Here is a 23,865-nt window from a genome sequence, read left to right as displayed (position 1 = left end):
CCTCACCCGACCCTCGGGGTGACGCGGTCGAGAATCGCGGAGGTGTCCACGCCGGCCGGGAGCGTGCCGAGGACGTCGCCGCGATCGCCCCCGAGCCTGCTGACGAGGAAGGCGTCGGCGACCGCCGGATGGCCGTGGCGGAGCAGAAGGTAGCCCTGCAGGATCACCGCCATGTCCCCGACCACCCGGCGCGCGACGTACTGCGCCTCCTCCGGCCGCCCGGCGGCGACGGCCGCCAGCGTCCCGCCCAGGCGATCGACGGCGCCGTCCAGTCGGGGGTCCGCCCCGCGCACGGTCGAGACCGTGTCGAGGAACGTCTCGACCGTTTCGGGCTGCTTGGCCATGGCCCGCAGCACGTCGAGAGCCGCGACGTTGCCCGAGCCCTCCCAGACCGACAGCAGTGGGGCCTCCCGGTAGAGCCGCGGCATACGGGACTCCTCCACGTACCCGTTGCCGCCCAGACACTCCAGGGCCTCCGCCGCGTGGATCGGTCCGCGCTTGCACACGTGGTACTTGCTGACGGTGAGGCCGATCCGTCGGAGAGCGTCGGCCTCCGGATCACCCTCGACGGCGAGGTCGGTCAGTTCGGCGAGCCAGAGCGCGACCGTCGTCGACGCCTCGGCCTCCACGGCGAGGTCGGCGAGGACGTTGCGCATCAACGGTTGGTCGACGAGATCGGCGCCGAACGCGCGCCGGTGCACCGCGTGGTGGACCGCGTTGGCGACTCCGACCCGCATTCCCGTGGCCGTACCGAGCGTGCAGTCGAGCCGGGTCATGTTGACCATCTCGATGATCGTCGCGACGCCCCGGCCCTCGTCTCCGACCATCCAGCCGGTCGTCTGGTCGTACTCGACCTCGCTGCTCGCATTGGACCGGTTGCCGAGCTTGTCCTTCAGGCGCTGCAGCAGGAACGGATTGCGCGAGCCGTCGGGAAGCACCCGCGGGACCAGGAAGCAGGAGAGCCCACCCGGCGCCTGCGCGAGGACGAGGAACAGATCGGACATCGGTGCCGAGGTGAACCACTTGTGCCCGGTGATCGAGTACGTCCCGTCGGAGTTCCGCGTCGCGTGGGTGGTGTTGGCGCGGACGTCCGACCCGCCCTGCTTCTCGGTCATCGACATCCCCGCCGTCAGACCGAGTTTGGTGGCCGGCGGGGCCAGAACCGGGTCGTAGACGGCGCTCGACAGCAGCGGTTCGAACGTCGCGGCGAGGTCGGGAGAGCGGCGCAGCGCCGGAACCACCGCATAGGTCATGGACACGGGACACCCGTGGCCGGCGTCCGTCTGTCCCCACACGCTCATCTTGGCGGCGCGGACCAGATGGGGGTTGGGCCGAGGGTCCGCCCACGGGGCGCCGTGCAGACCGAACCCCACGGCGCGGCGCATCAGCTCGTGGTAGGCCGGATCGTAGTCCACCTCGTCGATCCGGTTCCCGTACCGATCGTGGGTCCGGAGGAGCGGAGGGTTCGCCTCCGCACGATCACCCCACTCGAGGGCGTCGGCGGACCCGGCGAGTCGGCCGACCTCGTGCAGCTCGTCCACCGCGTGGCCCGCCCCGGCCCGGGACAGCGCCTCCAGGATCACCGGCTGCTCGGCAGCGTCGTACCCCACCAGGGGCGGGGCCTGGTTTGTCACCGTGTGCGTCACCATGGACGGAGTATTACATGATTCGCACGATCAGATCCATAGTGTAATCATTACCGATCCGCCCGGGCCGGACCACATCCCGCGCGGTCAGGTGCCCGTGCCCAGGACGCCGCTCGCGAAGCGGCCGAAATCGGTCCGGAAACGCCGGTAGGACTCGCGGAGACGCTCACCGGGCCAGTCGGCGGGCAGCAGTTCCGCCGGGAGGAGCGGGTCGTGCAGGATGTGCCTGACCGTCGCGGCCGCCACCTCGAAACGCGTGGACATCTCGTCGGCGTGTTCGGCGGCGGCGAGAAGGGCCGCTCCGTCGCGCGCCCATCCAGCGGGGTCGAACAGGCGTGAGGTCAGGGAGTCGACGTCGTCCGTGGGGACACAGGAGAACTCCTCCGACCTGGCCTTCAATGCCTCAGAACAGACGATGTCGAGGTTGGCGGGCCGGAGCCACACCCCCTCGCGCAGCTCCGCGTACCGGAGCCCGGTGAGTTCGGACCGGGTCGCCAGACGTGTCGCCGCGTCGGCCGGGACCGTGACGACCTGCATCGACCACAGACGGTCCCAGGGCTTCAGGGATGGCGAGATCGCCGCATCCTGCCGCTCCTGCCTCGAGATGAGACGGGGAGAGAGTCGGTACACCCCCCGGTCCCGTTCGAGGTCACCCGAGGCGACCATCCTGGTCAGCGCGACCCGCACGGCGGATTCCTGGAACCCGAGCCGAACGGCCACGTCGACGATGCCCGACGCCGTCGACTCCGCAGGGTGCGCACCGAGAAGGGCACTGAGCACGGCCGACCGCGCGGGGAGCTTCATCGGGCGTGCGGGCGCGGGCATGGTCGGAATGATATCCACGCCGGTCTCCACGGGCCGCAGGCGATCGTCGGCCCCGGTCAGGCGTCCCGCGGACGTCCGCGGGGAGGGCTGGGGCGAACGAGTCGGCCTGTAAGCCGGATCCTGTGCCCTCCGCACGCGGAGGGCGACGACCATCCATCTGGGCACACCGTCACCGGGTACCTCGAGCGGTCCACCCGCGGACTCGGGCGAGCAGCCCTTCCGTGCATCGCTGCACTCCATCCGCGCAGCCGCACCGCGGGCGGTGCGGCCTTCGACCTTGCTCCGGGTGGGGTTTACCTAGCCGCCCCGGTCGCCCGGGGCGCTGGTGCGCTCTTACCGCACCGTTTCACCCTTACCGCGCTCGCGAGCGCGGCGGTCTGTTTTCTGTGGCACTGTCCCGCGGGTCACCCCGGGTTGCCGTTAACAACCACCCTGCTCTGTGGAGTCCGGACTTTCCTCGGACCGGGGCCTTGCCGCCTGCTGGCGCCGGTTCCCCTGTCCGCGGCCGTCCGGCCGACTCGTTCGCCCTGGGGAGTCTAGTCCAGGTGCGAGGTGTCGTTGACCAGGTGCACCGACGTCGGCCCGTCGGGGTAGAAGCGCACGTCGGACACCGAGGCCAGGTCCAGGTGGAGCCGGAAGAGCAGCTCGTCGCCGGCACCCAGAGCAGCGCGTATCGCCATCTTGATGGGGGTGACGTGGCTGACCACGGCCACCACGCCGCCCGGCCTCTCCTCGACGATCCGGCGCAGGCCCCGCTCGACCCGGGCGCGGACCACGGCGAAGCTCTCGCCCCCGGGGGGTGGTACGGTGGTGTCCGACATCCAGCGTCCGTGTAGTTCGGGGTCCTGCTCGGCGGCCTCGGTGAAGGTCAGGCCCTCCCACTGCCCGAAGTCGGTCTCGATGAGGTCGTCCGCGACCACCAGGGGGACCCCCGCGGCGTCGGCGGCGCGCTCGGCCGTGCCCAGACACCTGCGCAGGGGGGACGAGACCACGGCGGACAGCTCCGGGATGCGCGCCAGGCGGTCGGCGGTCCGTTCGGCCTGGAGCACCCCCAGGTCGGTGAGGTCGGGGTCGCCCTGGCCGGAATAGCGACGGTCCACCGAGAGCGGGGTCTGACCGTGACGCGCGAGCACGATCCGGGTGGGCCTCCCGGTGGCGCCCGTCCAACCCGGGCCGCCGCTCACGAGTTGTCCGTGCGGACCACGATCACGCCGCACTCCGGGCAGGTCAGGACGTCGTCGGCGGGGGCGGTCCGGAACGCGGACACCGTGGTGCGGTCGAGATCCATCGCGCACGCCGAGCACCGACCCCCGTTGAGGATCGCCGCGCCCACGCCCGCCTCCGCGGCACTACGGGAATAGAGGTCGAGGAGATCGGGGGGCAGGTCCTCGGCCTGGCGGGCGCGCTCGGCGGTCGTGGCGGTCACGGAGTCCTCGAGTTCGGCGAGTGCGGTGTCGCGGACGGTGGTGGCCATGCCCAGACGGGCGTCGAGGTCGGTGATGATCGCGCCGGAGTGGCGGACGTCGGCGACGACGGCCTCGTGGCGCTCGGTCAGTTCGGAGAGCTCGGCCACGAGATTCTCCTCGCGGCGGTGGAGCGATCCGAGCTCGTACTCGAGCTCGGTGGACTGCCGGTCGGACAACCCCCCGCCCGCCAGCAGTTCGGCGTCGTTCGCGCGGCGCCTGCGCACGGCGTCGAGATCCGAGCTCAGTTTGGCGATCGCCCGGTCCAGGTCCTCCACGTGGATCCGGGCCCGCGCCGCGGACTCCACGGCGGCACGCCGCTCGGCCTCGAGCGTGTCCAGGACCCCCTGCTCCGGGAGGGATCTCCGCCGGTGCGCGAGAGAGCCCAGGCGCAGGTCGAGCTCGGCGATGTCGACGAGTCGACGCTGGACGGTGGGGTCGGCCTTCATGAGGGCCAAGACTACCGCCCGTCGCCCTCTCCCCCCGACGCCACCGTCCACGGGTCGGTGCGCAGGTCGCACACGGTGGCCGCCACCCCGACCCCCTCCTCGACCAGCGCCGCGGCCTGCGCGCACCACGGGAACTCGAGCGCCCAGTGCGCGGCGTCCACCAGGGCCGGTCCGCCCACCCTGAGGTGCTCGTCGACCACGTGGTGACGCAGGTCTCCGGTGAGGTACACATCCGCCCCCGCGGCCCGGGCCGCGCCCAGCAGGGAATCGCCCGAGCCCCCGCACAGCGCGACCCTCCTGATCTCCGTGTCCGGGTCACCAGCGGCGCGGACCCCCCATCGTGTCTGCGGCAGCCGGGCGCCGACGAGAGCGGTGAACTCCGCGAGCGACATCGGCTCCGCCAGGTCGCAGACGCGACCGAGTCCGGTGTCCTCAGGGCCCGGGCCGGGCCCGGCGTGATTGATCAACACGTCCATGGCGGGGACCTCGTACGGGTGTGCGGCCGTGACCGCCCGGCGGACCTCGGATCTGAGCTCGGGAGGCGCCACGAACTCGACCCGCGTCTCGGAGACCCGCTCCGGCTCGCCGATCACGCCGATCGCCGGGTCCGTACCGTCGCCCGGGCGGAAGCGGCCGGTGCCCGGCACGGAGAACGAACACTCGGTGTACCCGCTCATCCGACCGGCCCCGGCGGCGAAGACCGTGTGGAGGAGGTCCTCGACGCCGTCGTCGGGAACCGTCACCACCCATCTGTCGACGGTGCCGTCACCGGTCGGGACGAGCGGCCTGCCGGGGCTCAGCCCCAGCGTCTCGGCGAGCGCGTCGTTGACGCCGGGCCGCGCGGAGTCGGCGTTGGTGTGGGCGGCGTACAGGGCGCAGCCGCCCAGGACCAGACGGTGCAGCAGGCGGCCCTTGGGGGTGTCGGCGGCGATCGAGTGCACCCCCCGCAGCAGGGGCGGGTGGTGGACCAGGAGCAGATCGGCACCCAGGGAGAGCGCGTGGTCGACCACCGCGTCGGTGGCGTCGACGGCCACCACGACCGTCCCGACCTGTGCGGAGGGGTCGCCCGCGACCAGACCGACACGGTCCCAGGACTCGGCCAACCGCGGCGGGTACGCGTGCTCCAGCAGGTCGATCACGTCGGCCAGGGTGGGCCCACCGGTGGTCATCGTCGATCCCCTTCCCGCTCCGCCCGCCACGCGCGGACGAGTCCGTCCACCATCCTGCCGTCGCGGACGGCCAGGCGCAGGTGGGTGGCGTCGAGCCCGGGGAAGGTGTCCCCGCGGCGGGTCGCGATCCCCCGGCGCGCCAGGCCCGCACGGAACGCGGCGGGATCCGCCCCGTCCGGGGTGCGCACCAGGACGAACGGCGCGTCGGGGGGCACAACGACCGCTATCCCCGCGGCCTCGAGGGTGGCCACCATCGCCCGGCGTTCGGCCACCACCTGCGCACGTGCCGCCGCCAGTTCCCGGTCCGCCACGGGACCCAGGCAGGCCCGGATCGCCTCGAGTTGCAGCGTCCCGAGTGGCCAGTGCGGCCGGTTCGCGGCGAGCTCGGCCAGCACCGCCGGATCCCCCACCGCGTAGCCCACCCGCAGTCCCGCGAGCGCCCACGTCTTGGTCAACGACCTCAGCACCACCAGGCCGGGCAACCGGGCGCCGGCCAGCGTGTGCCCGGCCTCGTCGGAGACCACGTCGCAGAACGCCTCGTCCACGACCGTCACGCGGCCGGGGTGGCACAACGCCGCGACGGTCGCCCTGGGGTGGAGGACCGAGGTGGGGTTGGTGGGGTTACCGACGACGACGAGGTCGGCCTCGTCGGGCACGAGCGCCGGATCGAGACGGTATGGCGGGGGCAGGATGACCCTGTCGACCGAGACACCGGCCCGCCGCAGTTCGACCTCCGGCTCCGTGAACGAGGGGTGCAGCACGGCGGCGCACAGGCCCCGGCGGGCCGCGTGGTCGGCGATCAGGTGGAACCCCTCCGATGCGCCGGCCAGCAACAACACGCCCTCGGGCCCCACCCCGTGACGGGCGGCGACAGCGGCCACGGCCGCCTCGCCGTCGTCGGCGGTCGGGTACCCACCCAGGTCACCGAGTCGATCCGCCAACCGCTCCCGTAACCACGCGGGCGGAGAATCCCCTCGCACGTTGACGGCGAAGTCCACCGCACCCGGCACCAGCTCGGCATCACCGTGGTGACGCAGCGCGTCCCACGACGGTCCCTCGGGCAGGTGTCCGGACGCGGATCCGGGCGCGGCGCTCATGACCGGCAGCCTAGGCGGGGCTCGCGGGGGCGGCGGCGACGGGTGGCGGCGCGTGCCGGCCGGGGTCTGAGAGGATGACGGCATGCCCGACCGCCCGATACTCCTCGTCGATCTCGACGGCACCATCACCGACTCGCTGGACGGTATCGCCAGGTCGCTCCACCACGCGCTGGACACCGTCGGCGCCCGGTGGGACGACTCACGAGACATCCGCTCCATCGCCGGCCCACCAATGCCGGACACCCTCGCCTCACTGGGGCTCGGGGGCGCCGATCTACAGCGTGCGATGAGCGCGTACCGCGAGCGCTACAGCGACGTGGGGTGGCTCGAGAACGCGGTCTACGAGGGAATGGACGGCCTGCTGACGAGTCTGGCCGGTCACGGATTCCGGATGGCCGTGGCGACGAGCAAGGACCAGCGGGCCGCGCGGCGGATCCTGGAGCACTTCCGGCTCGAGGACCCGTTCGAGTTCATCGGAGGCGCGGACCTGCGCGTCGGGCGGGCGGCCAAGGCCGACGTGATCGCGCATTCGCTCTCCGCGCTCGGCGTGGATCCGGTACCGGAGGCCGAGGGCGGCACGGGCCACGTCCTCATGATCGGTGACCGCGAGCACGACGTGGAGGGTGCCGCCCGCTACGGGATCCCCACGGCGATCGTGCGCTGGGGTTACGGCAGCCCCGGCGAGTGGGACGGCGCCCGCTGGTCCCCGGCGGACACCACGGAGCTGGAGCGGATCATCCATGAGTGGTGACCCGCGCGTGCACGTGGTCTTCGTCTGTACCGGCAACATCTGCCGCTCGCCCATGGCCGAGGTCATGGCCCGGCACGCGTTCACCGGCGCCGGGTTCGGCGACAGTGTCACCGTCTCGAGCGTGGGTACCGGTGGGTGGCACGTCGGGGACGGCATGGATCCGCGGGCCGCGGCCGAGCTCGAGTCCCACGGGTACGACAGCACGCACGTGGCCGCGCAACTGTCGGCCACCGATCACCGGGCCGACCTGGTGGTGGCGCTCGACCGCGGCCACCGCGACCACCTCCTCGGCGCCGGAGTCGACGAGCATCGTGTCCGCCTCCTGCGGGGATTCGATCCCGCCGCGGACGGCGAGGACGTGGCCGACCCCTACTACGGCGACCACGACGGCTTCACCCGGACCCGTCTCCAGATCGCCGACGCGCTCCCCGGGTTGGTCGCCGAGGTGCGGGCCCTCCTGACTTAGCCCGTCCGGGCCTAGCGGATACCCTGGGGACATGCGGAGTCTGCGGCGCTTTCTGAGTCCCGGCTGGCTGATCGGTCTGCTCGCCGTGTCGCTGTTCGCCTGGGCGTGCTTCGCTCTCCTGGCCCCGTGGCAGTTGGGCAAGAGCGAGGACCTCGATGCCCGCAACACCCGCCTCGCCGAGTCGATCGAGGCCGCGCCGGCCCCGTTCAGGCAGGTGGTGGACTCCCCCGAGGCGTTCGTCGACCGCGAATGGCGGCTGGTGACGCTGGACGGCCGGTGGCAACCCGACGCGGAAGCACTGCTGCGGCTCCGCGCGGTGGATGGTGAGCCGGTCTACCAGGTGTTGACGGTGTTCGATCCGGTCGACGGGCCGGAGATCCTGGTCAACAGGGGTTTCGTCCCTGTCGGCGAGAACAACACGGTCCCCGAGTACGCCGACGCGCCCGCAGGGCCCGTCGAGATCACCGCGCGGATCCGGGCGGCGGAGAGCGGCCAGGCGGAGCCGGTCCTGGTGGACGGACTGCCGGCCGTGAGGGTCCTGGACCCCTCCGTCCTGGGTGCGGCCCTCGACCACCCGCTCGTGCCCGCCGGATATCTCCAGCTCCCCGGTGACCAGCCCGGCTCGCTCACCCCGGTGCCCATCCCCGGGATAGAGAACGGCCCGTACCTCTCCTACGGCCTGCAGTGGCTCGCCTTCGGCGTCCTGGCACCGCTCGCCCTGGCCTACTTCGCCTGGGCCGAGATCCGGGCGCGACGCCGCGACGCCGAGGCGGACGAGACCCCGGCGCCACCAGTCGACCCGGACGGTGACCACGCCGACGACGCCCTCGTGGATGCCCGCGAACGCGCTCTCCGGGCCCGGTACGGGAACCGCGACGACGCCGAACAACGGCGGGCCCACCGCCGGGCGGACCGTCTCCGGACCTGACCCCGGCCGCGCTCCCTCGCCGCGGCGGCCACCGCTGCCCCGGCGGCCCCGATCAGTCCCGGGCCGCGACGGCACCGAGGACGGTCTGAGCCGCTACGGCACCGACGGCTGCCGCGACCTGGGTGTACCGCATGAGACGGACCGCCCTGCGCACATCGTGTGGCTGCGGTGCGGGCCCCCGACCCAGCCCGGGACGCGTCTCGACTCCGTAGGGATACGGCGTCCTCCCACCCAGCCGGACCCCGAGGGCCCCCGCGCACGCCGCCTCGATCACCCCCGCATTGGGGCTCGGGTGCGCCCGGGCATCACGGCGCCACGTGGCCAGGACGGTCGAGGGCTCTCCCCCGACCACGGGCGAGACTGCTGCGGTGAGGGCGGCCGCCAGACGCGCGGCGGGCCACCCCAGGACGTCATCGAGTCGCGCCGAGGCCCACCCGAAATCCACGTACCGACTCGAGCGGTGCCCGACCATCGCGTCGAGGGTGTTGGCAGCCCGGTGCGCGGCGGCTCCGGCGGGTCCGGCCACCGCCGCCCAGAACAGGGTCGCCACGGCCGCGTCAGAGGTGTTCTCGGCGACCGACTCGACCACGGCCCGTGCCAGGTCCCCGGCCTCGAGCGCGCTCGGGTCCCGGCCGCACAACCACGGCAGGAGCTCGCGGCTCGCGGGCACGTCCCCCCGCTCGAGCAGCACCGCGTGCCGCTCCGCCACCCGGAGGAGGGACGTACCGCCCAGGCAGGACCACACCGTGATCGCCGTGACGGCCACCCGCAGCGCGGGCCGGCGGGCGGAGAGAGCCTCCGCGGCCCCCGCGGTGACCGCGGCCCCGCCGACGAGCACCACCGTGAAGACGAGCCCCCGGGCGCGGATGCCGGTCCCGCTGCGGGCCCCGGTGTCGCCATCGAGGCCGGTGTCCGGGTGGAGCACCTGCTCGAGCGCGGCCGCGCGGCTGCCGAAACCCGCCACGGGATGCCACCGACCCGGGTCCGCGAACGCGGCGTCCGCGACGAAGCCCAACGCCGTCCCGAGCGCGCGGAGCAGATGTCTGTTCATGAGTGCGCGCGGAGGGACTCGAACCCCCGACCGCTGGTGTGTAAGACCAGAGCTCTAACCGCTGAGCTACGCGCGCGAGAAGACCGCCTCGGTGATTCGGGACGGCGTGCGACAGATTATCCCACCCCCGGGCGCGGTGGACCCCGGGGTGACCTGTCGGGGCGCCTGCCCTCCGGGGGGTGGCGACGGCGGAACCACCCCGCGGGACACCCATGGGGAAACCTCTGGACAACCGTCCGTCTCCGCCGCAGAATCCCCCCATGACGAACCACCGGAGGACCGTCGGCTCGGCCATCGCGCTCTCGCTGGCGCTGACCGGCGCGACCGGGTGCAGCGCCGCCGACCGCGCTCTGATGTCCGCCCCGCGGTGTCCCGACTCCTCGGCGTCGCCGGCCCCCGCGCCGCGCGTTCCGGGGCAGGCCGTCCTCCTCGGTGGTGTCGTGCGCAGTTCGCTCCCACCGGGGCCGATCCGGGGATGGGAGGACGTCGTCTCCGTGGCGGATGCGGGCCCCGTACTCGCCGCGGTCCACCCCGACGGCACCGTCTCGGTGGTCGGAGAGGATCACCGGGGACTCCTTGCCGGCACGCCGACCGGGCCCGCGGCTGCACTGCCACAGAAGGTTCCCGGCGTCCGGGATGCCACCTCCGTGGCGGCGGTCGGCGGAGCATTCCTGACGACCCACTCCGACGGATCCGTGACCGCGTGGGGCGACTCGTTCATCGCGAGCGGGGGCCACCGCGGAGCCGAGCGACAGCAACCCACCCCGGGCCCGGTTCCCAAGGTCGAGAACGTCATCGAGGTGGCCGACGGGCAGCTCAACGTCCTGGCGCTGCGCTCCGACGGCAAGGTGCAGGGATGGGGCATCAACCTCACCCAGGTGATCGGCGAGCCGGACGGGACACAGGTCCGCACGATCCGGGACGTACCCGGCGCCGTCAGCGTGGCCAACCCGGGCGGGGCCGCCGTCATCGCCACCAGCACCGGAGAGGTGTGCGCGTGGGGCAACAACGTCCACGGACTGCTCGGCGTGGAACCGATGGGCGGCCAGTCACCCCGCGCGGTCCGGGTGGACGGGCTGTCCGACGTCGTCCAGGTGGCCGGCGGTCACGACTTCGCACTCGCCCGGGATTCCGAGGGGGGAGTCTGGGCCTGGGGCCGGATGTCCTCCGGTGTGCTCGGCGACGGACTCGCCGGGGACAACTCGATCGCGGAACCCCAGAAGGTCACCGGTGTGCCGCCGATGGACTGGATCGGTGCCGCCGAGACCGCGTCGTACGGGATCGACCGGAGCGGGGACCTATGGGCCTGGGGCGGCGGTCTCCGGGCCGCCCCGTACGCCGGCGAGGACCGGCGACCCTACCGCGTTCCGCTGCCGGGGCCCGCCCAGTCGGTGTCCGGCGGGGTGGTCCTGCTCGGACCGGGCAGCTGAGGAGTCCCCGGGCAGCTGAGTCGCGGCCGGGCAGCTGACCCAGAGGGCATCCGGACACGGCTCCGGTCCCGCGTGCCCTCACGGTGCATGCGAGAACACCGGCGCCGTCGGCGCCGGTGTTCGTCAGATCAGCCCACCCCGGGGGTGCTCCACCGCCGGGCGGCCGAGCACCCCCGGGGGGGTGCGATCACGCCCGCGGAACGTCGTTCTACTTCCGCGGAATGCTGTTCTTCCGCAACGCCAGGCGGCTTCCCGCCCAGTCCCCCAGGGCCGCGGTGCGGGTCTGGAGCATCCCGGCCGTCTGGGCCGACTCGGCGATCACCGAGGGCTCCACGTGCCCGTCGTTCCCCGTCTTGGGGGTGAGGACCCACACGGACCCCTCCTCCGCCAACGGGGTCACGACGTCCATGAGCCTGTCCACCAGGTCGCCGTCGCCGGCGCGCCACCAGAGCAGTACCGCGTCGACGATCTCGTCCGTGTCCTCCTCCAGCAGCTCCGATCCGACGGCGTCCTCGACGGCCTCACTGATCGACTCGTCACAGTCGGAATCCCATCCGACCTCCTGAACGAGCATGTCCTTCGTCAGTTCGAGCTGACCAGCAATCTGATCCGCCCCGTCCTGCTGGTTCGCCGCGGCGACCACCGTGGTGTTCCTCCCTCGTATCCGACTTCGTTCGTCTTGGTCTTTCGCTGACCAGGAACACTACCCGCGCACCCTCCCACGGGAAACGACTACCGCCTATTTGGGCGGTCAGACAGCAGCCCGGTGTCGCGCATCACGCTTTGGGGCACAATCAAGGGAAGTCATGGGCCGACGACGGCCCGTGGCCGGTCGACCTCGCGATCCGCCCCACACCCGCGGTGCGTGCGGCCGACCGGACACTGCACCCCGACATGTGTGGTGACCCCACCGGGTCGCCGCTGTACGTATCGCAGAAGTGAGGACGAGACGCATGACCGAGACCGTAGGCACCAGAGATGGTTCCGCACCCACCAACGTGCCGGTCCTCCGGGAGGGGGTCGCGTCCTACCTCGCGGACTCGGATCCCGAGGAGACGCAGGAGTGGATGGACTCCCTCGACGGCATGCTCGCGGAGGCAGGCCCCGAGCGGGCGCGCTACCTCATGCTCAGGCTCCTCGAACGCGCCTCGAAACAGCGGGTTCCCCTTCCGGCTCTCACCTCATCGGACTACGTCAACACGATCCCCACCAGCCTCGAACCCGAGTTCCCGGGCGATGAGTCGGTGGAGCGCACCTACCGGCGCTGGATCCGCTGGAACGCGGCCATCATGGTCCACCGCGCCCAGCGGCCCGGCATCGGTGTGGGCGGCCACATCTCCACCTACGCGGGCGCGGCCCCACTGTACGAGGTCGGCTACAACCACTTCTTCCGCGGAAAGGACCACCCCGGGGGTGGTGACCACATCTTCTTCCAGGGGCACGCCTCACCCGGCATGTACGCGCGCGCCTACCTCGAGGGCCGCCTCCGCGAGCACGACCTCGACGGCTTCCGTCAGGAGAAGAGCCACCCGGGACGCTCGCTTCCCTCCTACCCCCACCCGCGCTGCCTGCCGGAGTTCTGGGAGTTCCCCACGGTGTCGATGGGCCTCGGGCCGATGAATGCCATCTACCAGGCCCGCTTCAACCGTTACCTGCACAACCGCGGGATCAAGGACACCTCCCAGCAGCACGTGTGGGCGTTCCTCGGTGACGGTGAGATGGACGAGGTCGACTCGCGCGGAGCCCTGCAGGTTGCCGCGAACGACGCGCTGGACAACCTGACCTTCGTCATCAACTGCAACCTCCAGCGCCTCGACGGCCCGGTCCGCGGCAACGGTCAGATCATCCAGGAGCTGGAGTCGTACTTCAGAGGCGCCGGCTGGAACGTCATCAAGGTGGTGTGGGGCCGGGAGTGGGACGTGCTGTTCGAAAAGGACACCGAGGGCGCTCTCGTCTCCCTCATGAATTCCGTCTCCGACGGCGACTACCAGACGTTCCGCGCCAACGACGGCGCCTGGATCCGCGAGCACTTCTTCGGTCGTGACCCCCGCACGGCCAAGCTGGTCGAGGACATGACCGACGACGAGATCTGGGCCCTGCGCCGCGGCGGACACGACTACCGGAAGATCCACGCCGCCTACAAGGCGTCGCTCGAGCACACCGGTCAGCCCACGGTGATCCTCGCTCACACGGTCAAGGGTTTCGGTCTCGGCCAGAACTTCGAGGGACGCAACGCCGCGCACCAGATGAAGAAGCTGACGCTGGACGACCTCAAGCAGTTCCGGGACAAGCAGCTCATCCCGATCACGGACGAGGAACTGGAGGCGGACCCGACACTGCCTCCGTACTACAACCCGGGGCCCAACTCGCCGGAGATCCGCTACATGCTCGAGCGCAGAACCGCGCTGGGCGGCCACGTGCCCGAGAGGCGACAGACCTTCACACCCGTGTCGGTTCCGCACATCGACTCCCTGGCCTCGCTCCGCAAGGGTTCGGGCAAGCAGTCGGTCGCCACCACGATGGCCCTGGTCCGCACCTGCAAGGAGCTCATGCGGGACGAGTCCCTACGCGATCGTCTGGTCCCGATCATCCCGGACGAGGCGCGGACCTTCGGGATGGACTCGTGGTTCCCGACCCTGAAGATCTACAACCCGCACGGACAGAACTACACCTCCGTGGACCACGACCTCATGCTGAGCTACAAGGAGTCCAAGACAGGCCAGATCATGCACGAGGGGATCAGCGAGGCCGGTTCGGTGGCCGAGTTCACCGCCGCCGGCACCGCGTACGCGACCCACGGTGAGCCCATGATCCCGCTGTACATCTTCTACTCGATGTTCGGTTTCCAGCGCACCGGTGACGCCATCTGGGCGGCCTCCGACCAGCTCGCGCGCGGGTTCCTGCTCGGCGCCACCGCCGGCCGTACCACCCTCACCGGTGAGGGACTGCAGCACATGGACGGCCATTCGCCACTGCTGGCCGCCACCAACCCGGGGATCATCTCGTACGACCCCGCATGGGGCTTCGAGCTCGCTCACATCATGCGCGCGGGGATCGAGCGGATGTACGGCCCGGGCGCGGCGCACGAGAACGACACCGACGGCCTCGATCGCAACGTGTCGTTCTACATCACCCTCTATAACGAGCCCGTCCCGCAGCCGCCGGAGCCCGAGGATCTGGACTCCGACGCCCTGCTCCGGGGGTTGTACCTCTTCCGCAAGGCCGAGAAGGGTACGCACAAGGCGTCGATCCTCGCCTCGGGTGTCGCGATGTACGCGGCCGCCGAGGCCCAGAAGGAACTGGCGGAGAAGTGGGACGTCGCCGCCGACCTCTGGTCGGCCACCTCGTGGAACGAACTTGCACGGGATGGTTACGAGTGTGAACGTCACGAGCTCCGGCACCCGGATCAGCACGCCCGGATCCCGTTCGTCACCGCATCTCTCGAAGGCAGCGAGGGACCGAAGGTGGCCGTGAGCGATTTCCAGAAGGCGGTGCCGGACCAGATCCGCGGATGGGTCCCCGGTGACTTCACCGTCCTGGGAACCGACGGATTCGGGTTCTCCGACACCCGACCGGCGGCGCGTCGCTTCTTCAACACCGACGCCGAATCGATCATCGTGGCGGTCCTCGCCGGACTGGTCCGAGAGGGCAGCATCGAGAAGCGCACCCTGCTCGAGGCGGCCCGCCTGTACAAGATCGACGACGTCATGGCGGCGCCCGAGCCCACGACGGATCCCGGGGTGGCGTGACCGAGACGGCCGGACCGGCGGCGGGGGCCGGGCCACAGACCGCACAGCCGTCCCGGCGCCGTTCCGCGAGGGCCCCGGATCAGCGACCGGTCTCGGATGCGCTGCTCAAGCGCATCACCCGGTACTCGGGGACGCTGTCCACCGAGGCGGTCCGGTCCCTCGAGGAGGACCTGCCGTTCTTCGCCGGGCTGTCCGCCGACCAGCGGGCGGAGATCCAGCTGATCATCCAGAGCGCCGTGCGCGACTTCGTCACCTGGATGCGCAACCCCGAGGCCCCGCACACCGACACGATCGCCGGGTTCAAGCTGCTGCCCAAGGGCCTCGGCCAGGGCCTGTCCCTCCAGGAGACCGTGCAGCTCGTCCGCTCCACGTGTGAGTACTTCGAATTGGTGATGCCGCGGATCACCCACAACGAGCGCCAGCGCGGGCTCATGATCGCCGCGGTGCTGAAGTTCGGGCGCGAGCTCGGCTTCACCGCGGCCTCGGTGTACGCGGCCGCCGCCGAGAACCGGGGCGCCTGGGACACCCGCATGGAGGCGATGCTCGTCGACGCCGTCGTCCGCGGGGACCGCCACGCCGATCTCGCCTCCGGGGCCTCGGCGCTCAACTGGGACCCGACCACGGCTGCCACCGTCATCGTGGGGCGCCCCAGGGCCGATCTGGGGCTGGCGTCCGTGCCCGCCACGCACAAAGCCGCCGTCGCGGCGGGCAGGCACGCGCTGGCCGTGGTCCAGGGGGCACGCCTGGTCGTCATCCTCTCAGGTGAGCTGAAGTCCTCCTCTGCCGTCCCACCGGCGGTGCTCGACGCCTTCTCCCCCGACGCGCCCGTCGTCGTCGGACACACCGTGGGGTCGCTCGCCGAGGCCCCGGACAGTGCTGCCGAGGCCATCGCCGGCGCAGCGGCCGCGACCGGGTGGCCCGGTGCCCCTCGTCCGGTGGCGTCGATCGACCTGTTGCCGGAGCGGGTTCTGGGCGGGGACCGCGCGGCGGCGGGGATGCTGGTCGAGCGGATCGTCACCCCGCTCCGCGGCGCCGATCCGTCCCTGGAGGAGACCCTGAGGGCCTACCTGGACTCGGGTGGTCACGTCGAGGCGTGTGCGCGCGGGTTGTATGTCCATCCCAACACCGTGCGGTATCGCCTCAAGCGGGTGAGCCAGATCACCGAGTTCGACCCGCTTGACGCGAGGGAAGCTTTTGTCCTGCGCATAGCCCTCGTCCTCGGCAAGTTCGCCGAACGAAGCCCTCAGGACAGCTAAACAATCACTCTCGTCACACCGTGTAACGAAAACTCCGCTCACAGAGATGTTCGCCCACTCAACACCGCATTTGTGGGAACCCCACAAAATCCGGCCGGTGTTTCTGGCTACGAGAACATCATCCGAGGGAGGGCAACACGTGTTGTCTGATACTCGTGCTTTGCCTCACCGCCCCCGGACAAGGGTCCCAGAAAGCCGGAATGCTCGCGCCATGGCTCGAGCTACCCGGCGCCTCGGCCCGCCTCGACGAGTGGTCCGCCTCGAGCGGGCTCGATCTCGAGCGCCTGGGCACCACCGCGACCCTGCAGGAGATCACCGACACCGCGGTGACCCAACCGCTGGTGGTCGCCTCCGCGTTGCTGGGAACCGCAGAACTCCGTCGTCGGGGCCAGGTGCCTGCCGACACGATCGTCGCCGGACACTCCATCGGTGAGGTCGCGGCACTCGCGATCGCCGGTGTGGTCTCGGAGGCGGACGCGCTCCGGCTGGCGTCGGTCCGCGGCGCCGCGATGTCGCGGGCCTGCGCTGACCGCCCGACCGGGATGATCGCCGTCCTGGGAGGGGTCGAGGCAGACGTCCTCCTCGCCCTGGAGAACGCCGGGTTGGAACCGGCCAACCGCAACGGCGCCGGGCAGATCGTGGCCGCCGGGCCGCTCGAGGCGTGCGACGCGCTCGAGCAGAACCCGCCGAGTCGCGCCCGCCTGCGCCGCCTCGACGTGGCCGGGGCGTTCCACACCCGACACATGGGATCGGCCGTCGAGAGGTTCCGCGCCCTCGCGGACACGATCGAGGTCCGGGATCCCGAGCTGACCCTGCTCTCGAACGCCGACGGCATGGTCGTCACCTCGGGCCGGGACGCCGTCGACCGCGTGATCTCGCAGATCACCCATCCGGTCCGCTGGGACCTGTGCACGCAGACCATGCTCAAGCTCGGCGTCGACGCGTTCGTCGAACTCCCACCGTCCGGAGCACTCGTCGGCCTGGCCAAGCGCATGATGCGCGAGGTGCCCCGGCACGGCGTCACCACGCCCGAGGATCTGGAGGACGCGCTCGACGCCGTCCCCGCTCTCAGCGGCGCGTAGACCACCCCCACGAACCCGCGGTCGCCGGCCTCGCCCGGCGGTCGCGTCTCGACGACCACGCCGTGCCCGACCGGGCGCGACGACATCACCAGAAAGGACGCCACATGGCACGCACCGAGGCCGAGATCATCTCCGGACTTGCGGAGATCGTCGAGGAGGTCACCGGAATCGAGCCCTCCGAGGTGACCCCGGAGAAGTCCTTCGTGGACGATCTGGACATCGATTCGCTCTCCATGGTGGAGATCGCGGTCCAGACGGAGGACCGCTACGGGGTGGAGATCCCGGACGAGGACCTCGCCAAGTTGCGTACTGTGCAGGATGCGGTCGACTACATCCAGAAGATCGACCAGAGCTGACACTACGTCCCGGAGCACGGGGCGGGGACGCGTTCAGGGCCGAAGGTGCGGTCGGTGCACCAGACGAGCCCGCGTCCCCACCCCACGCCCGGGACCCGACACACGAGAGCACCCCGCGTCACGCGGGGTGTCGGGCGGTAGGCGCGATCAGGGACGGGGGTCCCGGATCGCTCGCCTCCCCCACACCAGCCAGTCCGGGGGTCCATAAGGAGCGCACTCTCCCATCCGGGAGGTGCGTCGCGGAAAGGACTGCATTCGATGACCATCACGAGCACCGTGGACCAGAACACCCAGATCGACCCGCGCGACCCCGTCGCCCGGCTCGAGAACCTCTTCGATCCGGCATCTCTGGAATTCCTCACGGAACCCGATGCGTCGGGCGCGCTCGCCGCGCGGGGACTGATCGACGGCGAACCCACGATCGCCTACGCCACCGACGCCACCGTCATGGGCGGCGCGATGGGCCTGGACGGATGCCGTCACATCGTCCACGCGATCGACACCGCCATCGACGAGCACCTGCCCGTCGTGGGCGTGTGGCACTCGGGAGGGGCACGACTCGCCGAGGGCGTCGAGGCGCTCCATGCGGTCGGCCTCGTCTTCGAGGCCATGGTGCGCGCCTCGGGCCACGTGCCGCAGATCTCGGTCGTGCTCGGGCCCGCCGCCGGTGGTGCCGCGTACGGCCCCGCGCTCACGGACGTCGTGATCATGGCGCCGGCAGGCAAGATCTTCGTCACCGGGCCCGACGTGGTCCGCTCCGTCACCGGAGAACAGGTGGACATGGAGGGACTCGGCGGCCAGGACGTCCACCACCGCAAGTCCGGTGTGTGTCACATCGCCGCCTCTGACGAGCGGGACGCACTGCACCGTGCGAGGCGGCTGGTGAACCTCCTGTCCGCGCAGGGTGAGTTCGATCTCCGCGCACTCGAGGGCGACCACACTGATCTCGCGGGGTTGCTCCCGGAGTCACCCAAGCGGGCCTACGACGTCCGTCCCCTCGTCCACGGCATCCTCGACTCGTCCGAACTGGACGGAAGCACGACCTTCGAGGAACTCCAGGCCAAGTGGGCGCCCAGCATCGTGGTGGGCTTCGGCAGGATGTCGGGTCGCACGGTCGGCGTGATCGCCAACAACCCGCTCCGCCTGGGCGGTTGCCTCAACTCCGAGTCGGCCGAGAAGGCGTCCAGGTTCGTCCGGCTGTGCAATGCCTTCGGCGTACCGCTGCTCGTCGTGGTCGACGTCCCCGGTTACCTCCCCGGGGTCTCCCAGGAGTGGGAGGGCGTCGTCCGGCGTGGCGCCAAGCTCTTGCACGCCTTCGCAGAGGCGTCCGTCGCCCGCGTCACCCTCGTCACCCGCAAGATCTACGGCGGGGCCTACATCGCCATGAACTCGCGCGCGCTGGGCGCCTCCGCCGTGTTCGCGTGGCCCGATGCCGAGGTGGCCGTGATGGGCGCCAAGGCTGCGGTGGGAATCCTGCACAAGCGCACGCTTGCAGCCGCGCCGGAGGACGAGCGCGAGGCCCTGCACGAGCGGCTGGCCGACGAGCATGCCGCGATCGCGGGGGGCGTCGGCCGGGCGGTCTCCATCGGCGTCGTCGACGAGGTCATCGAACCCACCGACACGCGTCGGCGCCTCGCCGAGGCACTGGACGCCGCTTCCCACGTGCGGGGCCAGCACAAGAACATCCCGCTGTGATCTGAGGGCGTTCCACTCGACCCACGCAGACGCCCGACGCCCGTCCCCAGCTCTATCGGGGGCGGGCGTGGTGCTTGCTTCGTGGGAGCGAGAACGCCCGCACCCCGAGAGGGTGCGGGCGTTCGTCGGCGAGTCGTCGTGAGTCGCTAATCGCCAACCGGGACCGGCCTGAAAGCGCTCGTCAGCCGACGCGGGAGAGCCAGGTGACCTCGGCAGCGGCGGGGTGACCGCGGAGCGGCTCCAGTGCGCGGTCCCATGCGGTGCCGAGCTCGGCCTCCACCGAGGCGTGGAACGCGGCGGGGCCGGCGGCCATGAGGTGCCGGAGCCTGTTCTCCCCGATCACCACGTCCCCGCTCGCGCCGGTCTGGCCGCGCCACATCCCGAGTTCCGGGGTGTGGGAGAAGCGTTCGCCGTCGACGAGGTCGCTCGGGTCCTCGGTGACCTCGAAGGCCAGCATCGACCACTTGGCCAGCGAATCGGCCAGGCGAGCACCGGTGCCGACCGGACCGATCCAGTCCACGATCGCCTTGCGGGCGCCCGGCTGGGCCGGCTGGTCCTCCCAACGCATGGCAGAGGACGCGTCGAGGGTGCTCGCGAGAGCCCACTCGACGTGAGGGCACAACGCGGTAGGCGCGGCGTGGATGAACACCACGCCGGTCGTCGTATCCGCGAAATGGTTCAGATCAGACATCGCTTCACTCCCGACTCACTGAGGGACGTCTTCCCCAACGACCTCGCGATATCGTGTGAACGATGATTCGTATGTGGTTGTAGTAGACAACTGTGCCTCAAGTGAACGAATTACACCAGCGACACTTCTGCATTCTCAGCAAAGTTACAGCACCGTAATCCCGCCGGTGTGAGTCCCCGGCGGCGTGTCGGCGAGGAGGGTGGGTCAGCCCCCGAGGGAGTCCTCCGGGCGGCTGCGACGGGTGGCGGCGTCCACCACCCGGTCCGACAGCTCCGGCCACAGTGGCTTGGCCCAGTCCCCGAAGTCGCGGTCGGTGAGCACCACCAGCGCCGTCTCGATCTCGGGCTGCACCCACAACAACGTGCCCGACTGACCGAAATGCCCGAACGTCGACGGCGAGTTGTGCTGGCCGGTCCAGTGGGGATACTTGGCCTCCCGGATCTCGAACCCCAGACCCCATGGACACGGTTTGTGCATGCCGTATCCGGGCACGACGCCGTCGAGGCCACGGAACTGCTCGTTCACCGCCTCCTCCAGTGTCTCGGGCGCCAGGAGCCGCGGTGCCACGAGTTCGGTCGCAAAGGCGATCAGGTCGGCGAGGCTGGCCGACGCGCCGTGGCCGGCCGAGCCCTCGAGCACCGTCGATCCCATCCCGAGCGGCTGACACACGGCCTCGGCGAGGTAGTCGGGGAAGGCGATCCCGGTGGCCTCGGCGATGTGGTCCGCGAGTACCTCGAAGCCTGCCGAAGAGTAGATGCGTCGCTCCCCCGGCCCGGCACGGACCTTCCCGCGATCACTGAAGTCGAGACCGGATGCGTGGGCCAGGAGGTGGCGGACGGTCGAGCCCTCGGGGCCGGCGGGGTCGTCGAGGGAGATCGCCTCCTCCTCGACCGCGAGTAGCGCGGCCACGGCGACTATCGGTTTGGTCACCGAGGCGAGACGGTAGACGCGGGCCTCGTCGCCACGGACGGCCAGGAGCCCCTCCGGACCGACGACCGCTGCCGAGACGTTCTCCACCGGCCAGTCCTCGACGACCGCCAGGGCTGCGTCCAACCGGTCTCGATCGAACTCGTCCGACATGTGTTCCTCCCGGGTGATGTCAGATCGGGCCGTCGTCGGCCGGATCGTCTACAACTGTGTGGTCAGTGTGTCAGCTCCGCGGTCACGTCCGCGGCACGTCCCGCCGACGGAACCCGACCAACCCCGCGCCCACCAGGGCGACCGCCAGGACCAGCAGCACCGCCACCCCGACAGTGTCGACCGGCCCGACGGGCGCCCGCCCCACCGCACCGAACGGTGACAGGCGCATCTGGGACTCGGTGAGTCGCAGGGTGGGGCCCATGAACGTGACGACCGCGGAGACGGCGAACAGCGCCCAGGCCAGTGCCTGCATGCGGGGCAGCAACCCGAACAGGGCCACCGACACACCGACGAACACGAGCGTGGCCGGGATCTGCCAGGACCCGGCCGCGACGATGCGCCCCATCGAATCCGGGTCGTCGAGGGCGACGGAGGTGGCCAGCGCGAAGGCCGCGGAACCCGCCACCACGACCAGGACGGCACCCACAGCGACCACAGCGGTGTGCAGGGCCAACAGTGCCCATCTCGAGCGTCCGGCCGCGAGTTCGAGTTCCCACCGTCCCGAGGTCTCCTCCCCCCGCAGTCCGCCGAGGGTCTGGAGGGCGAACCCCGCGCCGAGGATCCCGACGAACACCACGAGCATCTGAACGAGGGAGTCGACGAGGGCCGGGGACTCGACCAGGAAGGCCGCGAGGGCGGGGTTGGACATGATCGCCTCGACCACGACGTTCATCAGGGCGCCGTACATGGTCATGAGCGCCACGACGCCGACCGTCCATCCGATGAACGCACCGAGGTGCTGGTGCACCGCCACGCCGAGCTCGGACGCCCGCCACCTCGACGCCGTGGCCGACCCCGCGCGTGCCGGTACCAAACCGGCGCCCACGTCGCGGCGACCGGAGAGCCACAGGGCGGCGGCGGACAGGACTCCGGCCGCCACCACGGCCACGATCAGCGGGAGTGCTGAAGGGTCACCGAACGGGCGGACCAACCCGTGCCACCCCAGGGGGGAGGTCCAGCTCACCCAGTTCTCGTTGGTGTCCCCTATCCCCCGCAGGACGAGGGTGAGTCCGGCCAGGGTCATGCCGGCCGCCCACACGGTGCGGTTGTGGGCCACCACCTGCGCGAGCACCGCGGTGGCCGCGGCGTACACCCACCCGGTGGCGACGATCGAGGCGGCGTAGAGCGCGGCCCCGGCCCGGTCGACCGGGATGACGAGCGTCGAGGCCCAGATCCCGGCGCCGAGGAGGAGGAAGACACCGGCGACGACGACGAGGGCTGCGGTGACCGGGGCGAGCCGACCAGTCCGGGCGGACAGGAGGAGTTCTGTCCTGCCGGTCTCCTCCTCCCGGCGGGTGGACCGAGCGGTCAGTGCGATCGCCATGATCGGGATCGCGAAGGAGGCGATGAACGCGAACTCGTTCATCATGACCCCGCCCAGGGTGTCGAGCCCCGCTATACGTCCGTTGAGCATCACCATCGCCTCGCCCAGCGACGCGGAGTAGGTCGCGAGCTTCTCCGGGGTGTCGTACAGGGCCGCTATCGAGACGCCGGTGAGCAGATACAGCGCGACCAGGCCGAGGACCCACGCGGCGGCGGACCGCCACCCCGTCCGCAGGTCGATCCGGGCCAGTAGGCCGGTGCCGGCGAATGCGGAGTTCACCGTAACCCGCCGGGGGTCGTGCCCGTCTCTGTAGGTCCCTGTGCGGCCCCCGCGCCCGAGTAGGCGGAGAGGAAGAGGTCGTCCAGACTGGGCGGGGTGGCGGTGAGGGTGTGTATCCCGGCCGAGTGCAGGATCCCCATGACCTCGGCGAGCCGCTCGGCGGGCACATGGCAGCGGACGTCGAACCGCCCGTCCCCGGAACGCTCCCACCGCAGACCATCGACCCCGCCGACGGTCTCCAGCGCGCGGGGATCGGTGTCGGTGACGGCGTGGACCTCCGTGGTGGTGTGGCGGCGCAGGTCGCCCAGGGTGCCCGAGCTGATCGTGCGGCCGTCGCGGATGATGCTCACCCGATCGGCCAGCGCCTCGACCTCACCCATGATGTGGCTGGAGAGCAGCACGGTGGAACCTCCGTCGATGGCCTCGCGGACGCAGCCCTGGAACACCTGCTCCATCAGCGGATCCAGACCTGAGGTGGGCTCGTCCAACACGAGCAGTTCGGCGCCGGACGCCAGGGCCGCGACGAGCGAGACCTTCTGCCGGTTCCCCTTGGAGTAGTCACGGGTGCGCTTGGTGGGGTCCAGGCGGAAGCGTTCGATCAGCTGGTCCCGGCGTGCCGGGTCCAGTCCCCCCAGCGCTCGTCCCAGGATGTCGATGCACTGGCCCCCGGTCAGGCGCGGCCACAGCGTCACCTCCCCCGGGACGTACGCCAACCTGGAGTGGAGGTCGACCGCGTCCCGCCACGGGTCCCGTCCGAACAGGGTCACCCGTCCCGAATCGGATCGCATCAGACCCAGCAGGATCCTGATGGTGGTGGATTTCACGGAACCGTTGGGCCCCAGGAAGCCGTGTACCTCGCCGCGGCGGACCTCCAGGTCCAGGCCGTCGAGCGCCCGGGTGGCACCGAACGTCTTGACCAGGCCCTCAACATGCACCACCGGGTCCGAATCTGAACGCATGACCAGTCCCTTCGTCGATTCTCCACGATCATCCTCTCCATCCTCTGCACAATGTGGCA

At 71.0% G+C, this 23,865-nt stretch carries 20 protein-coding genes, 1 tRNA gene, 1 other RNA gene and 1 pseudogene; 9 read left to right on the top strand and 14 right to left on the bottom strand.

The features are described from left to right. Window positions 1-2: 2 nt before the first annotated feature. The 7 genes and pseudogenes from ABIE38_RS02510 to cobC all read right to left on the bottom strand — a co-directional run bounded on the left by ABIE38_RS02510 (window position 3) and on the right by cobC (window position 6,649). Window positions 3-1,649 (bottom strand): acyl-CoA dehydrogenase family protein, encoded by a 1,647-nt coding sequence (locus ABIE38_RS02510; RefSeq protein ID WP_354053855.1) that lies wholly within the window; start codon window positions 1,647-1,649, stop codon window positions 3-5. Window positions 1,650-1,733: 84 nt separating this feature from the next. Further along, the gene (locus ABIE38_RS02505) at window positions 1,734-2,471 is read right to left on the bottom strand and encodes a PaaX family transcriptional regulator C-terminal domain-containing protein (RefSeq protein WP_354053854.1); all 738 of its coding nucleotides are present in this window, start codon (window positions 2,469-2,471) and stop codon (window positions 1,734-1,736) included. Window positions 2,472-2,564: 93 nt separating this feature from the next. Then, window positions 2,565-2,992, bottom strand: an RNA gene (rnpB, locus tag ABIE38_RS02500) — RNase P RNA component class A. A 15-nt stretch (window positions 2,993-3,007) separates the two neighbouring features. Then, window positions 3,008-3,643, bottom strand: a pseudogene (locus ABIE38_RS02495) (histidine phosphatase family protein); the annotation flags it as partial. Window positions 3,644-3,651: 8 nt separating this feature from the next. After that, complete coding sequence (locus ABIE38_RS02490) at window positions 3,652-4,383, bottom strand: zinc ribbon domain-containing protein (protein WP_354053853.1); 732 nt, start codon at window positions 4,381-4,383, stop codon at window positions 3,652-3,654. Between the two features lie 11 nt (window positions 4,384-4,394). Beyond that, complete coding sequence (locus ABIE38_RS02485; protein ID WP_354053852.1) at window positions 4,395-5,552, bottom strand: Nif3-like dinuclear metal center hexameric protein; 1,158 nt, start codon at window positions 5,550-5,552, stop codon at window positions 4,395-4,397. Continuing rightward, window positions 5,549-6,649 carry an Rv2231c family histidinol phosphate aminotransferase CobC gene (cobC, locus tag ABIE38_RS02480; protein ID WP_354053851.1) on the bottom strand — a complete coding sequence of 367 codons (1,101 nt, stop codon included), beginning with the start codon at window positions 6,647-6,649 and terminating at the stop codon, window positions 5,549-5,551. The genes ABIE38_RS02485 and cobC overlap by 4 nt, the downstream gene beginning before the upstream one ends. 82 nt (window positions 6,650-6,731) lie before the next feature. Here cobC and ABIE38_RS02475 point away from each other — a divergent pair, with 82 nt between their 5' ends. Genes ABIE38_RS02475 through ABIE38_RS02465 form a run of 3 tightly spaced genes read left to right on the top strand, consistent with a single transcriptional unit; the run spans window position 6,732 to window position 8,794 of the window. Continuing rightward, window positions 6,732-7,400, top strand: coding sequence for an HAD hydrolase-like protein (locus ABIE38_RS02475; protein ID WP_354053850.1), 669 nt, complete (start codon window positions 6,732-6,734; stop codon window positions 7,398-7,400). Next, the gene (locus tag ABIE38_RS02470; RefSeq protein WP_354053849.1) at window positions 7,390-7,866 is read left to right on the top strand and encodes a low molecular weight protein-tyrosine-phosphatase; all 477 of its coding nucleotides are present in this window, start codon (window positions 7,390-7,392) and stop codon (window positions 7,864-7,866) included. Before ABIE38_RS02475 ends, ABIE38_RS02470 begins: the two co-directional genes overlap by 11 nt. A 31-nt stretch (window positions 7,867-7,897) precedes the next feature. Next, entirely contained in the window at window positions 7,898-8,794 is an 897-nt protein-coding gene (locus ABIE38_RS02465; RefSeq protein WP_354053848.1) for an SURF1 family cytochrome oxidase biogenesis protein, read from the top strand. A gap of 52 nt (window positions 8,795-8,846) precedes the next feature. Here ABIE38_RS02465 and ABIE38_RS02460 read toward each other — a convergent pair whose 3' ends face one another. Together ABIE38_RS02460 and ABIE38_RS02455 are read right to left on the bottom strand one after the other, a co-directional pair. After that, window positions 8,847-9,845, bottom strand: coding sequence for a cobalamin biosynthesis protein (locus ABIE38_RS02460; RefSeq protein WP_354053847.1), 999 nt, complete (start codon window positions 9,843-9,845; stop codon window positions 8,847-8,849). Window positions 9,846-9,848: 3 nt separating this feature from the next. Further along, window positions 9,849-9,921, bottom strand: a tRNA-Val gene (locus tag ABIE38_RS02455). 184 nt (window positions 9,922-10,105) lie between these two features. Here ABIE38_RS02455 and ABIE38_RS02450 point away from each other — a divergent pair. Further along, window positions 10,106-11,275, top strand: coding sequence for an RCC1 domain-containing protein (locus tag ABIE38_RS02450; RefSeq protein WP_354053846.1), 1,170 nt, complete (start codon window positions 10,106-10,108; stop codon window positions 11,273-11,275). A gap of 208 nt (window positions 11,276-11,483) precedes the next feature. Here ABIE38_RS02450 and ABIE38_RS02445 read toward each other — a convergent pair whose 3' ends face one another. After that, complete coding sequence (locus ABIE38_RS02445) at window positions 11,484-11,918, bottom strand: DUF3052 family protein (protein ID WP_182636074.1); 435 nt, start codon at window positions 11,916-11,918, stop codon at window positions 11,484-11,486. Between the two features lie 310 nt (window positions 11,919-12,228). Here ABIE38_RS02445 and aceE point away from each other — a divergent pair, with 310 nt between their 5' ends. The 5 genes from aceE (at window position 12,229) to ABIE38_RS02420 (ending at window position 19,413) form a co-directional block, all read left to right on the top strand. After that, window positions 12,229-15,024 (top strand): pyruvate dehydrogenase (acetyl-transferring), homodimeric type, encoded by a 2,796-nt coding sequence (aceE, locus tag ABIE38_RS02440; protein ID WP_354053845.1) that lies wholly within the window; start codon window positions 12,229-12,231, stop codon window positions 15,022-15,024. Next, entirely contained in the window at window positions 15,021-16,280 is a 1,260-nt protein-coding gene (locus tag ABIE38_RS02435) for a PucR family transcriptional regulator (RefSeq protein WP_354053844.1), read from the top strand. The genes aceE and ABIE38_RS02435 overlap by 4 nt, the downstream gene beginning before the upstream one ends. A gap of 155 nt (window positions 16,281-16,435) precedes the next feature. Continuing rightward, window positions 16,436-17,362 (top strand): ACP S-malonyltransferase, encoded by a 927-nt coding sequence (locus ABIE38_RS02430; RefSeq protein ID WP_179524988.1) that lies wholly within the window; start codon window positions 16,436-16,438, stop codon window positions 17,360-17,362. Between the two features lie 104 nt (window positions 17,363-17,466). Next, on the top strand, window positions 17,467-17,718 hold the full coding sequence (gene acpM, locus ABIE38_RS02425) for a meromycolate extension acyl carrier protein AcpM (RefSeq protein ID WP_095719155.1): 252 nt from the start codon (window positions 17,467-17,469) through the stop codon (window positions 17,716-17,718). Between the two features lie 258 nt (window positions 17,719-17,976). Then, window positions 17,977-19,413, top strand: coding sequence for an acyl-CoA carboxylase subunit beta (locus tag ABIE38_RS02420; RefSeq protein ID WP_182636993.1), 1,437 nt, complete (start codon window positions 17,977-17,979; stop codon window positions 19,411-19,413). A gap of 181 nt (window positions 19,414-19,594) precedes the next feature. Here the strand turns inward: ABIE38_RS02420 and ABIE38_RS02415 are convergent, their stop codons facing one another. From ABIE38_RS02415 to ABIE38_RS02400, 4 genes are all read right to left on the bottom strand, one after another. Beyond that, window positions 19,595-20,104, bottom strand: a complete 510-nt coding sequence (locus tag ABIE38_RS02415) for a DUF3145 domain-containing protein (protein WP_354053843.1) — start codon at window positions 20,102-20,104, stop codon at window positions 19,595-19,597. Between the two features lie 204 nt (window positions 20,105-20,308). Beyond that, window positions 20,309-21,184 carry a serine hydrolase domain-containing protein gene (locus ABIE38_RS02410; protein WP_354053842.1) on the bottom strand — a complete coding sequence of 292 codons (876 nt, stop codon included), beginning with the start codon at window positions 21,182-21,184 and terminating at the stop codon, window positions 20,309-20,311. 82 nt (window positions 21,185-21,266) lie between these two features. Further along, window positions 21,267-22,847 (bottom strand): ABC transporter permease, encoded by a 1,581-nt coding sequence (locus ABIE38_RS02405; RefSeq protein ID WP_354053841.1) that lies wholly within the window; start codon window positions 22,845-22,847, stop codon window positions 21,267-21,269. Further along, window positions 22,844-23,806 carry an ABC transporter ATP-binding protein gene (locus ABIE38_RS02400; RefSeq protein ID WP_354053840.1) on the bottom strand — a complete coding sequence of 321 codons (963 nt, stop codon included), beginning with the start codon at window positions 23,804-23,806 and terminating at the stop codon, window positions 22,844-22,846. The genes ABIE38_RS02405 and ABIE38_RS02400 overlap by 4 nt, the downstream gene beginning before the upstream one ends. Between the last annotated feature and the right edge of the window lie 59 nt (window positions 23,807-23,865).

The organism is Dietzia sp. 2505 (genome assembly GCF_040546785.1).
Lineage (GTDB): Bacteria > Actinomycetota > Actinomycetes > Mycobacteriales > Mycobacteriaceae > Dietzia.
Note: the sequence above shows the minus strand (reverse complement) of the source record. Positions and strands in the feature narration are given on the sequence as shown.